The 14,728-nt window shown below is 65.1% G+C and carries 11 protein-coding genes and 1 tRNA gene; 3 read left to right on the plus strand and 9 right to left on the minus strand.

The genetic code is table 11. The features are described 5' to 3' along the window. Nucleotides 1-284 precede the first annotated feature (284 nt). The gene (gene hisS / locus ACCQ03_RS08815; protein WP_057678907.1) at nucleotides 285-1,697 is read right to left on the minus strand and encodes a histidine--tRNA ligase; all 1,413 of its coding nucleotides are present in this window, start codon (nucleotides 1,695-1,697) and stop codon (nucleotides 285-287) included. Between the two features lie 203 nt (nucleotides 1,698-1,900). Here hisS and ACCQ03_RS08820 point away from each other — a divergent pair, with 203 nt between their 5' ends. Beyond that, entirely contained in the window at nucleotides 1,901-2,566 is a 666-nt protein-coding gene (locus ACCQ03_RS08820) for a Crp/Fnr family transcriptional regulator (protein WP_170922381.1), read from the plus strand. A gap of 420 nt (nucleotides 2,567-2,986) precedes the next feature. On the opposite strand, the gene ACCQ03_RS08825 is transcribed toward ACCQ03_RS08820, so the two are convergent. Further along, entirely contained in the window at nucleotides 2,987-3,730 is a 744-nt protein-coding gene (locus ACCQ03_RS08825; protein WP_057687125.1) for a murein L,D-transpeptidase catalytic domain family protein, read from the minus strand. 101 nt (nucleotides 3,731-3,831) lie between these two features. After that, complete coding sequence (gene thrC, locus ACCQ03_RS08830) at nucleotides 3,832-5,142, minus strand: threonine synthase (RefSeq protein ID WP_170922380.1); 1,311 nt, start codon at nucleotides 5,140-5,142, stop codon at nucleotides 3,832-3,834. 155 nt (nucleotides 5,143-5,297) lie between these two features. Between thrC and ACCQ03_RS08835 the strand changes: the two genes are divergently transcribed. Next, nucleotides 5,298-5,612, plus strand: coding sequence for an EthD family reductase (locus tag ACCQ03_RS08835; RefSeq protein WP_057677590.1), 315 nt, complete (start codon nucleotides 5,298-5,300; stop codon nucleotides 5,610-5,612). A gap of 746 nt (nucleotides 5,613-6,358) precedes the next feature. Here ACCQ03_RS08835 and ACCQ03_RS08840 read toward each other — a convergent pair. Further along, nucleotides 6,359-8,014: a tannase/feruloyl esterase family alpha/beta hydrolase gene (locus ACCQ03_RS08840; RefSeq protein WP_209227932.1), complete on the minus strand. Its 1,656-nt coding sequence runs from the start codon at nucleotides 8,012-8,014 to the stop codon at nucleotides 6,359-6,361. Between the two features lie 225 nt (nucleotides 8,015-8,239). Here ACCQ03_RS08840 and ACCQ03_RS08845 point away from each other — a divergent pair, with 225 nt between their 5' ends. Continuing rightward, nucleotides 8,240-8,428, plus strand: coding sequence for a hypothetical protein (locus ACCQ03_RS08845; RefSeq protein ID WP_244664232.1), 189 nt, complete (start codon nucleotides 8,240-8,242; stop codon nucleotides 8,426-8,428). Nucleotides 8,429-8,557: 129 nt separating this feature from the next. On the opposite strand, the gene ACCQ03_RS08850 is transcribed toward ACCQ03_RS08845, so the two are convergent. The 5 genes from ACCQ03_RS08850 to ACCQ03_RS08870 all read right to left on the minus strand — a co-directional run bounded on the left by ACCQ03_RS08850 (nucleotide 8,558) and on the right by ACCQ03_RS08870 (nucleotide 14,698). Next, on the minus strand, nucleotides 8,558-9,499 hold the full coding sequence (locus tag ACCQ03_RS08850; RefSeq protein ID WP_057677586.1) for a homoserine kinase: 942 nt from the start codon (nucleotides 9,497-9,499) through the stop codon (nucleotides 8,558-8,560). Continuing rightward, nucleotides 9,496-12,003, minus strand: a complete 2,508-nt coding sequence (thrA, locus tag ACCQ03_RS08855; RefSeq protein WP_057677587.1) for a bifunctional aspartate kinase/homoserine dehydrogenase I — start codon at nucleotides 12,001-12,003, stop codon at nucleotides 9,496-9,498. Before thrA ends, ACCQ03_RS08850 begins: the two co-directional genes overlap by 4 nt. Nucleotides 12,004-12,691: 688 nt before the next feature. Beyond that, nucleotides 12,692-13,192 (minus strand): TspO/MBR family protein, encoded by a 501-nt coding sequence (locus tag ACCQ03_RS08860; RefSeq protein WP_057677588.1) that lies wholly within the window; start codon nucleotides 13,190-13,192, stop codon nucleotides 12,692-12,694. Nucleotides 13,193-13,350: 158 nt separating this feature from the next. Then, nucleotides 13,351-14,322 carry an IS5 family transposase gene (locus ACCQ03_RS08865; RefSeq protein ID WP_150147813.1) on the minus strand — a complete coding sequence of 324 codons (972 nt, stop codon included), beginning with the start codon at nucleotides 14,320-14,322 and terminating at the stop codon, nucleotides 13,351-13,353. 299 nt (nucleotides 14,323-14,621) lie between these two features. Next, nucleotides 14,622-14,698, minus strand: a tRNA-Arg gene (locus ACCQ03_RS08870). Nucleotides 14,699-14,728 lie beyond the last annotated feature (30 nt).

The following is a 14,728-nucleotide window of genomic DNA, read 5'->3' on the forward strand; positions in this document are numbered from 1 at the left end:
ACAACTACGCCTGGGTGAAGCGTTGCACCCCGCTTCTTAGCTGAGCTGCAGGAGGGCCCCAAAGCCCCCCTCATCCGGCGCTGCGCGCCACCTTCTCCCGTTGACGGGAGAAGAAAGCAAAACGAAAGCGCCTCGGACGTGGAGGACACCCGCCGCCCTTCCCCCGCCTACGGGGGAAGGTGCCCGAAGGACGCACGGGGGCAAGACCTCGCGCAGCACTCCCCATTACTTCACATGCTGAAGTGCGTGTGCCGGCAATCGAAAACCAGCAACGACCACTCGCCTTACGGCATCACCTTAGCCTGCTCCAGCTCCACCTGTAGCGTGCTGGCCAGCTCGTCGCGGGCCACCTCGAACTGCTGTTCGCGCACCAGGTCCTTCACCGCCACCACGCCGCGTGCCAGTTCGTCGTCGCCGGCCAGCACCACGAAGCGGATGCCCGCACGTGCGGCGTACTGGAACTGCTTGCCGATCTTCTTCGGCTCCATCTGCACTTCGGTGTTGATGCCACCGATGCGCAGGCGGCGCGCAATATCCAGCGCATCGTCCAGGCGCGTTTCGTCCATCAGCGCCACCAACGCCTGCACGCTGCTTTCGGCGATGCCCTGGATCAGGCCGGCCTCGCGCAGCTGCCAGAACAGCCGGGTCAGGCCGATCGAGATGCCCACGCCGGGCAACTTGGACTTGGTGTAGTGGCTGGCCAGGCTTTCGTAACGGCCGCCCGAACAGATCGAGCCGATCTGCGGGTGGTCGGTCAGCGTGGTCTCGTAGACGGTGCCGGTGTAGTAATCCAGCCCACGCGCGATGGAGAAATTCAGGCAGTACGCGCTCTCCGGCACGCCCAGCGCCTTGACCAGCTCCAGCACTTCACGCAACTCGGCGATGCCCTCGCCCAGCGTGGCACTGGCACTCGCTGAGGCTTCCAGCGCCTGCAACTGCGCCAGCGCATCGGCATGCCCGTTGGAACGCACCGCCACAAAGGCGAGAATCTTGGCCACCTGTTCGGCAGCAATGCCGAAGCCCTCGCCCACCAGCGTGTCGCGCACGTAGTCGGCGCCGCGCTTGTCGATCTTGTCGACCTCGCGCAGCACGGCCAGCTGCAACTCGCCTTCGGCCACGCCCAGGCTTTCGAAGAAACCGCGCAACAGCTTGCGGTTGTTCAACTGCACCTTGAACTCGCCGATGCCCAGCTCGGCGAACACCGCATGGATCACCGCCAGCACTTCGGCGTCGTAGCGGATGCTCAGCGCATCCTTGCCGATGACGTCGATATCACACTGGTAGAACTCGCGGAAACGTCCACGCTGCGCACGTTCGCCGCGATACACGCGCTGCATCTGGTAGCGGCGGAACGGGAAGCTCAAGTCGTGCTCGTGTTCGGCCACATAGCGCGCCAGCGGCACGGTGAGGTCGAAGCGCAGTGCGAGCTCGGGCAGGCCAGCGTTCTCGGCGCCCTCATCGGCCGCTGCCGCAGCATTGGCCAGCGCGCCGGTGGACTGCACGAAATACACCTGGCGCTCGGTCTCGCCGCCGGACTTGGTCAGCAGCACATCAGACAGCTCGAACACCGGGGTTTCGACCGGCAGGAACCCGAACCGCTCATAGTTGCGGCGGATGACGTCCAGCATGCGCTGGAACGCGATCTGCTCGCGCGGCAGCAATTCCATGATGCCGGGCGGCGTACGGGGCTTGATCACGAGCGAAACTCCTGCAGGACAATGTGGCGAACGCACAATTCTACCGGCTGGGCGGCCGCGCCGACCGCATGGCGTATCATTCAATGCGTCCCAGCAGTGCGTGGCCCATGTACCGGCAGCTTTCCGACCCCAGCGCGACCTGCCCGGCGCCCAGCACGGCATCCGCCAGCGGTACGCCCAATTCAGATTGCGCCCTTTGCGCCGTGCGCGGCCGGGCCATCTGTGCGGCGCTGTCGGCGCAGGAGATGGACGCGCTGGACCAGGTCACCCATGCAACGGCCTATGCGCCCGGCAGCACCCTGGTGCGTGCGGGCGAGACCCGGCACAACGTCTATACCGTGACCTCCGGCGCGTTGCGCATGGTGCGTACGCTGGCCGACGGGCGCCGCCAGATCACCGGCTTCGTGCTGCCCGGCGACTACGTCGGGCTCACCGAAACCGCGCAGCACCGCCACGATATCGAAGCCATCGTCGACAGCCGCGTGTGCCGCACGCCGATGGCGCAGATGCGCCAACTACGCGAGCGCTACCCGCAGCTGGAACGCAAGCTGCTGCAACGCGCCAGCATGGAGCTGGCCGCCGCGCAAGACACCGGCCTGCTGCTGGCACGCCTGCAACCCAGCGAACGGCTGGCGCATTTCCTGCTGCGGCTGGCCGCCCGCTCCACCCAGCCAGGCGCCAGCGGCGACACCGTGGCGCTGCCGATGAGCCGCAGCGATATTGCCGACCATCTGGGGCTGACCGTGGAAACGGTGAGCCGCACCTTCACCAAGCTGCGGCAGCAGCAGCTGATCGCGCTGCCGCAACTGCAGGTGGTGCAGATCGTAGATTACGCCGCACTACGCCGTCTGGCCGGCGATACGGTGTGAGGCTGGTGGGGGCGCTTGAGGTCGGCGCGCTTACCCGTGCGATCGGTTGGATCGATTGACGCGACGTGGGCCGCGCCCAAGCCGTCGATCCGGACTCGAACGGCCACCATCACGCATGACTGCGCACGCCTCTGTGTCGGTGTCGCGCGGCGCCGCCCTCCAAGACGGCTCAAGAAGAGGCGGCGAGCAGTGTGCGGGCAAGTATAGATGGCGCCAGGAACTGCAGTGGATGACTGCTAGATGCCCCACCCGGCAGCGGCCGCGCCCACCCGAGACGACGCTCGCTGCGGTTGGCTGTTCCAAGGTGATGCAAGCCGTGCGCGTGCTGACAGCCCGCGCAGCGACTTACCGACCAATTCGAACGCGGCGCCACGCTCCACGCCGAGCGCAAGCGGACCGCAGGCGCTCGCCCGCGATCACTCAGCGCCCGGCCACCGCACGCGCTGCCGCGCCGCCACAGCCACGGCTGAGCAGCCGCGATTGGCGCAGCCAGGCCCGGTCCGGGTAGTAGGCGAACACGAACGCACCGTCGCGCAAGGTATCGATCAACTGCTTGGCCACCGCTGGCCGCACCGCCGGGCAGCCCAGGCTGCGGCCGAGCCGGCCCTGGCTGCGGATGATGGCTTCGCTGACATAGGGCGCGCCGTGGATCACGATGGCACGGTCGCGTGCATGATCGTTGAATCCCGGTTCCAGACCCTTGAGCCGCAACGAGTAGCCGTTGTGGCCGGTGTACGACTCCTGCGCGGTGAAGGCGCCCAGGCTGGACTGGAAGCTGCCATCGTCATTGGAGAACTTTGCCGCCAGGTTCTCGCCGGTATTGCGTCCGTGCGCGACCCATTCGCGAAACAACAGGCGCTGCTTGTCCAGATCGAACACCCAGAGCCGACGCTCGGTCGAGGGGCGGCTGTAGTCGATGACGCTGAGCACCCGTTCGGCACCCACCTGCTGGCGCTGGCGGGCGCATTGCAGCGCCTCGGTGGCCAGCGCCAGCACCTGGCGGTCCAGCGATGGCGCCTGGCGCGCCAGCGCCTCGACCAGGCCCACACGCGGGGCACCCAGCGGCGGCACCGGCGATGCAGCCAATGCATCGGCCGCGCTGGCCGCACCTGCCGCTGCCCACCCGCACAAGACAGCGACAACGGCGATCATTCGATCAGACATGCAACAACCCACAGCGGACGCGGCGCCACAACGGGGCCGCACCCGTCTAGAAATAGCCGCATACAGCCCGCTTTCCAACCCCGCTGGCTGAACGCGTTGGGTCAGACGGCATCGGCAAGCAAGCGCTGCCGAAGGGCTGCATAGTCCGGCGCGAGTGCTTCGGCATGCGCTGGGCGCTGCAGCAGCGCCGCCAGCGCCGGTGGAACCTCCACCGCACGGCCGATCAACGGCTCCACCACGCCCTCGAACTTGGCCGGGTGCGCGGTGGCCGCTACCGCCCAGTCGCCAACGCCGCCCTCCGCGCCTTCGGCACGCAGTTGTTCGAGCACATGCACCGCGGTGGCGGTATGCGGGCAATGCACCTCGCCGTAGCGCGCGAAGCGCTGCTGCACGGTGTTGCGAATCGTCGCATCGTCCACCGACAAGGCCCGGAATTCCTCGCGCAGGGCGGCATCGTCGCCCTTGTAGAGCCAACGCAGCCGCTCGAAATTGCTCGGCGCACCCACGTCCATCGCATTGGCCAGCGTGGCCACGCTGGGCTGCGGTGCGTAGGCATCGCCCGCGAAATAGTCCGGCAACACGTGATTGGCGTTGGACGCCAGCGCGATGCGGCCCAATGGCACCCCGAGCGCGCGCGCGATGATCGCCGCCAGCGCGTTGCCCAGGTTGCCGGTGGGCACGACCAGATTGAGCACGGTGCCCGACGCTGCATGGTGCTGCAGGGCGGCATGCGCGTAGTAACTCATCTGCGGCAGCAACCGGCCCAGGCTGATGCTGTTTGCCGAACTCAGCGGCACCTGCGTCTGCAACGCGGCATCGTTCAATGCCTGCTTGACCATGGCCTGGCAGTCGTCGAACGAGCCGGCCACGCGCAGGGCCTGGATGTTGTCGCCGAAACACCCCAATTGATGCGCCTGCCGTGGCGAGACGCGGCCGTCCGGATACAGCACCACTACGCGCAGGCAGGGCCGGCGATGGAAGGCGGCGGCCACCGCCGCACCGGTGTCGCCGGAGGTGGCGACCAGGATGGTGAGCGGGCGGTCTTCGGCCCGGCGCAGGCGGGTCAGGCAGGCGGCCAGGAAGCGCGCACCGAAATCCTTGAACGCGGCCGTGGGGCCGTGAAACAGCTCCAGTGCGTAATCGCCAGGCGTCCCCAGCGCCACCAACGGCGCCGGGAAATCGAAGGCTTCGGCACAGATGGCAGGCAGTTCTGCCGCCAGTGCGTCGCCCTCGAAGAATGGCTGCAACAGCGCAGTGGCAGTGTCGGCCAGGCCGGCGTCCGCAACCAGCGTACGGGCAGGTGGCAAGGTCTGCGGCACGTAGAGGCCGCCATCGGGCGCCAGCCCGGCGGCAATGGCCTGGCTCAGGCTTGCGGCGGGGGCACCGCCACGGGTGGAGATAAACATCAGCATGACTCCAGATAAAGCGAAGACTGGGCGTTGCCCATGACAAGGGGTGCCACGTGTGACGTAGCCGGGCATTGCGTTGCGCCGGCGTTCGGCCGGAGGGTTGCGCACGGTCGATGGCACGGGGCTATGCTGCGCGCACCTTTCCGTGGAGTCGGCAGATGATCAAGGTCAGTGTGATGTACCCGTACCGCGACGGCGCCCGCTTCGATCACGCCTACTACCGCGACCAGCACATGCCGCTGGTGAGCGCGCGCATGGGCGCGGCCTGTTTGAAATACACCGTGGACAAGGGCATCAGCGGCGGCGACGCCGGCAGCCCACCGGCATTCGTCGGGATGTGCCACATCTTTTGCGACTCGGTGGAGAGCTTCAATGCCAGCTTCGGCCCGCATGCAGGCGAGATTCTGGGCGACATCGCCAACTACACCGACCTGACCCCGGTGATGCAGATCAGCGAGGTCATGGTTGGCTGAGCCGCGCGGCGCGTGCAGTGCAACATGCCGGGCATCGCACAGCCCTGCGCCCACACCACGTCGCAGGCGCCGTGCCGCGGCAGTGTACTGTCGAGCAACAACGCCCGACGCGCAGCGACCGGATGGCATCACGCGGGAATCGCATGCACGACGAGGCGACCCGTACAGCCCGGACGACGCCACTGTGCTCGGTGCGTCGTCGATCCAGGACGACAATGACTCGATCCACACATCACTTGTTCTGACTCATCTTCTCTAAGGGCTGGCACGGCTCGACTCAGCAAGCGCAGCAGCCGGTCCGGCATGCGCCGCGTGCCCGATCGACCGACGCCCGCCATCGGGTTCCGTCTGCCGCCACGCGCATCTTCGCAGCGGCGCCATCCGCGCGCGTTCGACCCCAAACGTTACCAGATGACGAGCGCATACGCGCCGTACTTGCGACGCATCGCTTCGCGATGAGACGCGCATCGGCATCTGGCGCCAGTGAGCGAACGATCCGCTGCGGCCAGGCCCTTCTAAACTTCCTGCGCGCCTGATCCGCCTGTGCAGCCACACAACCAGCGCGAGCTACCGCTGCAGTGCGGCAGCTCGACGCCTGCAAGACAGCAGGAGTGGGGACGCCAGCGCAGGCGCAATGCGCAGCCTAACCAGTGCAGATCTTCTGCCTGCACGTCTGATCGACGTGCTCGACTACGCGCATGCTCGACCATGCGCGCGCCATGGAAGCGACGAACAGATCGGTCTGCTCAGCGCGACTGTCCAGCCTCTGCGCTGTCGGGATACGCGCCACGGGGACCATCGAGACACACGAAGTTCTGCTCCTGGTTGGAATCGCCCTGGCCAGTCCACTGCGCCGATTGCGGATAGCTGCACAGCGGGCGCGTACGCAACACGCCTTGGGTTTGGTCGTCGTTGACGTATTTGGCGGCGATGATGCGATCGGGCGCGACGCCCTGCTCGACCCAGGCTTCCATCGCCGACAACACATCGTGCTGGCTATCGACCGCCAACCCGGGTGCGCCATACAGCGCGCCAAACGCTGTCGCGCCCGGGCCACCGGTGAAATGGCCCATTCCGGGCACCATGAACAGGCGGAAGAACTGCTGCGTCTGCTGCAATGCTTGGTCGTCGCTGATTGCAGATGTGCTGCCAGCACGCAGCTTTGCAACGACCGATTCGTAATAGGCGATCATTCCGCGCGGCGGCACCACGGGATCTTCCCAGCCGATATACAGCAGAAGCTTGCCGTTGCGCGCACGTAACCGGCTCAGATCCGGCGACGTTGCGTTGATTACGTGGGCCAGCCGCTGACCGGCGATGGAGGTACGGTTGGTGAGGGCGACATCGCTGTCGAAGTTGACCTTGGTATGGTCGAACGAGGCGCTAGCGGTGTTGAACACCATGTTGGCGAAGAACTGATTTGCCAGCAGCGCATGCCCACCGCCCGGTATCGTGGCGTTGCCGGTGACCCAGCGGTCCCAGAAGGTCGGCAAGGCGACGGCGAACGGCTCGAACCCATAGTAAATGCGCTGTCCGGTCCGCGGATTGACCGGACCGCTCAGAATCGAGTCCAGTGCCATGATCTGGTCTGCAGTCAGGCAACTGTCGGTTTCGGCGGCAGCGCACAGCAGCACGCTGGGATCGAAGCGGCACAGACGCGGATCGTTGACCACCCCGTCTGCGGTCAGATCCTTGGCATCGCATTGGGCAAGTGCCGCGGCCTGGATCGCCGGCAGCTTGGCCATCGTGATGGTGGCCGCCGGATTGCCGAACTCGGCATCTTCGGACCACAGCCAGGAAAATGCGTTGTGGGTCCAGTCGGCGGAAGGCGCATCGGCAATCACGCCATCGAACGCATTCGGGTAGCGCTGCACGGCCATCAGCGCATCGCGGCCACCGTTGAAGGAGCCAAAAAAGTAGGAATAGCGCGGTGCGCTCTGCGTATACGCAGTCACGATTTGCTTGCTGTCGACGACCGTCTTGATCAGCGCCCGGTATCCCCAATCGATGATTTTCTGGGGGTGGTTGAGCGCGAAACTTGCATCGCCGACCGTCGCACGATGACCACCATCGGTGGTGGCGGTGGCGTAGCCACGGCGCAAGGCGAAACCTAGCGAGTTGTATTGGATCGTGCCGGCAAACACCACCGTACCGACCTGGAGATATTTCACGTTCCAGCCGGAAGAAGGGATCCAGACTTCGAAACCGATCTCCGAATCGCTGTTTGGCCGCGCAACGCCGACCACGCGGCAGAACGCCGGCAATCCTTTGACAACGGTGCCATCGGGCGCGGTGAAATCGCCTGCAGGCACATCGTCGGCCGTGCTGATCGTCGTCGACGGCACCGACAATTTCAGCAGATCCGCGCAGGAAGCAAACGCCGATGTCGCCACGAAGCACAAACCGGTCGCAACCACCACTGGGCCGAGCACGCTCGGCCAGTCCAATCGAGCCATGAACAATTCACTCGTCAGGTCAGAAGCGGATTTACCGTCTCGACCGGGCGGTCGGGACACCGAACACTCCACATGGCATCTCAAGGCGCGCACGTCATGATGTCGCCCTGCGTCGGGATGTAAGCCCCTGTCCGCCGCAGGTGACACAGCTTTGCCTGCCGATCGATCGCAATGCCCATGGGCATGGATGCTAGCGGCGACCGCAAAATGCCAGAAGGTAGAAACGAACGCTGCTATGTGGAAACGAAGCGCGCAAATGTCTGTGCGCACAGTGCAGTGGACTCGCAATTCAAAGCGATGTCCGGGTCACAGATCATCGGCATGCGCAGCTGCCGCACGCATGCAACGGCGCCAGCGTAGGGTCTGCATGCACTGGTCAACTCAGGTCCCTTGCGTGCAGAACGCGCGCTCGATCACGTTGCCGTGCGGACGGCATTGCCGGAACCACACGCCGCAAACGCGGTGCGCCCCCGACTGGTCCGGCGCGCGCTACAGCAGCCTGGCGCCCGGGCAGTTCAGCGCAGACACCCAACTCTGGCTGCCGAAGCCGGCATTGGCGAACGCCGCCTGTACAGGCACTGCGGCTGCCTCGGCTGCCGCGCGCGTGGCGAACCAGGCAAACACACTGGGGCCAGCTCCGGAAATGCCCGCACCCATCGCTCCCGCAGCCAACGCGGCGGCTTTGGCTGCGTCGAAGCCGCAGATCAACGGCGCACGCCGCGGCTCGATCAGCACATCGCGCAAGCCTGCGCGCACCAGCGATTCGTCGCCGGCGTGGCAGCCCGCCAACACCAGGGCAAGATTGCCGCTCTGCGCGACGAATTCATCGAGACGATAGTCGCCAGCCAGAGCAGCACGCGCACGGCGCGTTTCCAGCACCGCATCCGGATGCACCACCAGGCTATGCCACGCCGAGGGTACCGGCACCGGCACCATGCGCTCCAACGTGGACAGCACCAGACCGCCCAGCAACATCGGACCAAGGTTGTCGCCATGCCGGCTGCCGCTGGCCACCGCCTCGCCATCGAGCGCATGCAGATAGAGCTGATCGCGCGACAGCGGGACATCCAACAGCGCATTGGCCGCCACCAGCGCCGCCACGCACGATGCCGCAGACCCGCCCATGCCGGAACTGAGCGCAATCCCCTTGTCGATCTCCAACTCGAAGCCGAACGGCAACGCCAATGAAGTGCGCAGCGCAATCAATGCCGCGCCAGCGGTATTGCGTTCGGCCTCCAGCGGGAGCGCGACGGCGGTCCCACGGATCGCGGCGATGCGCACGTGCGGCGCATCGATACGGCGCACGGCCACCGTATCGCCGATTCCTTCCAGCGCATAACCGAGCAGATCGAACCCGACCGCCACGTTGGCCACCGAGGCCGGAGCGAACGCTCGCGCCTCGCGCAGCGAGGACACGCCTGTATGGCTCATAGTCGCGCGCCCTCGCCCGCCGCCACGCGCAGCAGATCGGCGAACACGCCTGCCGCGGTCACTTCCGGCCCCGCGCCCGGGCCCTGCACCACCAACGGATTCTCGCAGTAGCGACGCGTGGTGAACTGCACCACGTTGTCGGTGAGGCGCAGATTGGCGAAGGCGTGATCTGCGGGCAATTCCACCAGGCCCACGCTGGGCGCACGGTCCGGCGGCAGCTGCGCCACATAGCGCAGCACGTTGCCGCGCGCACGCGCGTCGGCCAGACGCTGCGCGAACACCGCATCCACTTCGGAAAGCCGCGCCATGAAATCGTCCACGCTGGCCTGGCGCAGCGCTTCCGGCACCAGGCTTTCAACCTGCACGTCTTCCAGGCTGATCGCGCGCCCCGCTTCGCGCGCCAGGATCACCAACTTGCGCGCCACGTCCACACCGGACAGATCGTCGCGCGGGTCCGGTTCGGTATAGCCCATGCCACGCGCCTGCGTCACCAGTTCGGCGAACGGCACGCTGCCGTCGTATTTATTGAACAGCCAGGCGAGCGTGCCGGAGAAGATCCCTTCGATCGATGTCACCGTATCGCCGGTATCGACCAGGTCGCGCAGCGTAGTGATCACCGGCAAACCGGCGCCCACGGTGGCTTCATAACGGAAGCGCGCACCGCTGGCATCGGCCGCTGCGCGGATCGCCTCATAACGCGCCAGCGGGCCGGACCCTGCCTGCTTGTTCGGCGTCACCACATGGATGCCAGCGGCCAGCCAACCCGCATAACGGTCGGCCACTTCAGCGCTGCCACTGCAATCGATGATCACCGCATGCGGCAGGTGCGCAGACAGCAGATGCGTGGTGAAGCGCTCCAGATCGGTGGGCGCGGACGCCGATGCAAATGCATCGCGCCAATCGCCGACCAGGCCACGCTCGTCCAGCAGCATGCGACCGCGCGAGACCACCGCACGCAGGCGCAGATCCAGATTGGCCTTGCCCAGCAACTGCGGTTGCGCGATGCGCAGTTGATCCAGCAACGCCGCACCCACATTGCCCGGCCCGATCACGCCCACCGAAAAGGTTTGCGGCGACAACCAGAAACCGGCATGCGCCGCGCGCAACGCCTTGGTCGCATGCGCTGCATCGATGGCCACCGAGATATTGCGTTCGGAAGAGCCCTGCGCAATTGCCAGGATATTGACCTGGGCTCGCCCCAGCGATTCGAACAAGCGCGCAGCCACGCCCGGCTGCCCGGCCATGCCATCGCCCACCGCCGCCAGCACGCTGATGCCGGTGGTCAGTTGCACGCGCTGCACCTGGCCGACCGTGAGTTCATGCGCGAACGCCTGCAACAACGCATTGCGCGCACGCTCGGACTCGTGCTGCTTGACCACGCAGCAGATCGAATGTTCCGACGACCCTTGCGAGATCATCACCACCGACACCTGCGCGGTGCGCAGCGCCGCAAACACGCGCTCGGCCGTACCCGGCACGCCGATCAGGCCGGTGCCTTCCAAGTTGAGGACGGCAAGATCCGGACTGAGCGTCAGCCCCTTGATCGGCCCGCTCACCGCGCTGCTGGCGGTGATGCGCGTGCCCGGGTGTTCGGGCTGGAAGGTATTGCGGATGATGATCGGCAAGCCGCGTTCGATCGCCGGCGACATCGTTTGCGGATGCACCACCTTGGCGCCAAAATACGCCAGCTCGCAGGCCTCATCGTAGCTCAGCGTTTCCAGTTGCACCGCTTCTGGCACCACGCGCGGGTCGGCCGACAGCACACCATCCACATCGGTCCAGATATGCAGCTCGTCCGCATTGAATAGCGCCGCGAAGATCGCACCGGAATAGTCGCTGCCATTGCGCCCAAGCGTGGTGATGCGGTCGGCGCGGTCGCGCGCCACGAAGCCGGTGACCACCACACGCGTTTGCGGATGCGCCTGCCGCCAGGTTGCCAGGCGCTGCGCACTCGCCTCCCAATCCACATCCACACCGAGTTCGCCGCGATTGACCACCAGCACATCGCGCGCGTCCAGCACCGCGCAGTCTTCGCCGATGGCGCGAAAGTGATCGCCCAGCAACTGCGCCGAATACACCTCGCCCAGGCCCTGCACGCGGTCGAGCACCTCGCGCGGCAATTCGCCGATCACCGCCAGTGCACCAAGGATCTGCGACAGGTGTTCGAAACGTTCGTCCAGCCACTCCACCGTCGGCCCGGAATGCTCACCGAGCAAGGCCACCGCCGCACCGCGATGGCGCGCGCGGGTTTCGTGCCAGCGCTCGCGCCATTCGGAAGGATTTTTCGCCGCCAGTTCGGCCAGTTCGATCAAGGCATCGGTGACGCCTTTCATTGCCGAGACCACGGTGACCTGCACCGCCTCGTCGCGGGCAAGCAGCAACTGCGCCACATGCCGATACCGGTCGGCATCGGCCACCGAGGTGCCGCCGAATTTGTGCACGACAGTGCGCGCAGAGGACGCAAGGACAGCAGCGGGTTCAAACGAAACAGCGGGCGATGACATCGACAGACCTCGTTGGGGGAGGCCCCGTCCGTATCGGATGAGAGAGGGAAACCCCCGCATCCTGATCCGGGTGCGGGGCCGTTGTTTTCGGAAGTTACGCGAAGACGACGGGCCGCACCGGGCGAATGGTGGCGGTAGTAATGATGGTGGTAATGCCGGCCACGCCCGCACCGGCCCGCAACAGCGGCCGGCAGGAAGGCGAAACGGTGGCGGAGGCGTTACCCATGCATGCAAAAGACATCACCTGGCCGAGACCTGTCAAGCATTGCGTGAATGGGCAGGCGCATGCGTTGGGCGCACGGAACAGAAAACCTTGCCGCTCAGGGATTTAGCCGCCGCGCTCGCAAGTAATTGATTGCCATGGAAACTGTTACGGCGACCTTGACGGATCGCCGTGCGCAGCTTTGGCACACCTGTCAGCGCCGCCCAGGGGGAAAGCTTCAGCTCGCATCGTTGGTGCCCACCCACGGTTGGCGCCCATCCACGCGTGTGCACCTGTCTGGTCAGCACGGACATCCGAGGCGGCTCGGAGGCCGTCATGCCCCTTGAACAACCTGCCCCTTTGGCGCTGCCGACCTATTGCGTCCCAAAACGGATTTTCGTCGCACCACTCGTGATGAGCGTCGTCCTGTGTTCCAAGCCAGCAAACTAGGCAGATCCAACCAACTGCCTGTGTCACACCACAGGATCAGCCGAGCACCTGAGGATTGAGTTGCCAGACCGAGAAATTAAGCGCCGTCGCAAAGCTTACCCATGCCAGATACGGCACCAGCAACCATGCCGCCAGCGCTTGCCTCTTCGCGAACGCCGCGGTCGTGGCCGCCAGCACCAGCCACAGCGCCACGATGTCGGCAAACGCCCAGGCTCCCATGTGCCATGCGAAGAACAACCAGCTCCACAGCCCGTTGAGCGCCAGCTGCACCACGAACAGAGTCAATGCCAACCGCGCCTTAGTCCAGCCGCCACGGCGCCACACCAACCAGACTGACACCGCCATCATTCCGTACAGCACCGTCCACACCGGCCCGAACAACCACCCCGGTGGTGCCCAGACAGGACGCTGTAACTCCGCGTAAAAACTGGCCGCCTGGATCGATGCCGCCGCGCCCAGCCCGGCGATTGCGTAGCACAGCGCCAGCCAGCCGATAAGGCCGAACCATTGCGATTTTTTTGAAAGACGGTGCGTCATGAGATTTGTGGCGAGTTATCAATGCTCTCTAGGGAAGGTCTGAACAACGCGATCGGAGGATGTGGTAAGCCATATCGGTCGCGGTGACCGCGCTCAGATCCTCGGTTTTTCGCCGTTTTTGGCGCTTTTTCGGGGTATCGTCCCGATTACGGGCGCACCTACCCCGCGGCGGTAATGAACTCTTTGCGCTTCAGCCACAGATTCGACAGCGCAAACAGCATCAGCATCTGTGCGGTGTTCTTCGCCAAACCGCGATAGCGCACCTTGACGTAGCCAAACTGGCGCTTGATCACCCGAAACGGGTGTTCCACCTTTGCACGCAGGCTGGCTTTTGTGTGCTCCCAGCGCTTGGCCAACTTCAGTTCGCGCTTGTTCTTAATCTGCTTCAGCTTCGAGGGCTTCTCCGCGATCAGGTAGCGCAGTTTGCGCTTGCGCTTCATCTCCTCGCGTTTCTCAAGCCCGGTGTAGCCGCTGTCCGCGCACAGCGTGTCCTCCTTGCCGTGCAGCAGCTTGTGCGCTTGTGTGATATCGGCCACGTTGGCCGCCGTGCACTCCACGTGGTGCACCAGCCCGGAGTCATCGTCCACCCCGATGTGCGCCTTCATCCCGAAGTAGTACTGGTTGCCCTTCTTGGTTTGGTGCATCTCCGGATCGCGCTCGCCATCCTTGTTCTTGGTCGAGCTGGGCGCAGCGATGATCGTGGCGTCCACGATCGTCCCGCCGCGCAAGCTCTGCCCCTTGCGCGACAGGTGCGCGTTGACCCGATTGAACAGCTTGCGCGCCAAATCGTGCTGCTCCAACAGATGGCGGAAGTTGAGAATCGTCGTCTCGTCCGGCACCTCATCCAGCCCGCCGATCTTGGCGAAACGGCGCATCGACACCGTGTCGTACAGCGCTTCTTCCGCCGATGGATCGCTCAGTGCATACCACTGCTGCAAAAAGTGGATGCGCAGCATGGTCTCCAGCCGATACGGCTGTCGCCCCGGCTGCCCCGACTTCGGGTAGTGCGGCTCGATCAGCGCCAGCAGGTCCTTCCACGGCACGACCTGGTCCATCTCGGCCAAGAACACCTCACGCCGCGTCCGCTTGCGCTTGCCGTTGTACTCCGCGTCGCCGAAGGTCAGCTGCATCGAAATCGTCTACTCGGGTCGTTGATCGATTGTGGCAGATCACGATGGATTGTTCAGAGTTTCCTTAGTGCGCTCCAGTGAGGATTCCAGACACGCTGAGCCGTCTTCTCAGACAGGCAATGCCCGAATGCAGGCAAATCTGCCCAACTCGAAAACCATAAGCATTCAGGCAGGCCGAAGCGGGAGACGAGCCAGGGCACGAATTCGCAATCGCACTGGTATCCAGGATGTCCAGTTCCATGGATACCTGCCTATAGGCCAAATCCGCCGATGCGTGTTCGCGCTCGGCAATTGCTTGCTGGTGACCCCGGCCCGATTCGAACGGGCGACCTTCCCCTTAGGAGGGGGACGCTCTATCCAGCTGAGCTACGGGGCCAAGGCGGCATTGTCGCACGATCGTTGCGAT

It is taken from the genome of Xanthomonas sp. NCPPB 3569, from assembly GCF_041475645.2.
In the GTDB taxonomy this organism is placed as follows: Bacteria; Pseudomonadota; Gammaproteobacteria; order Xanthomonadales; family Xanthomonadaceae; genus Xanthomonas; species Xanthomonas phaseoli.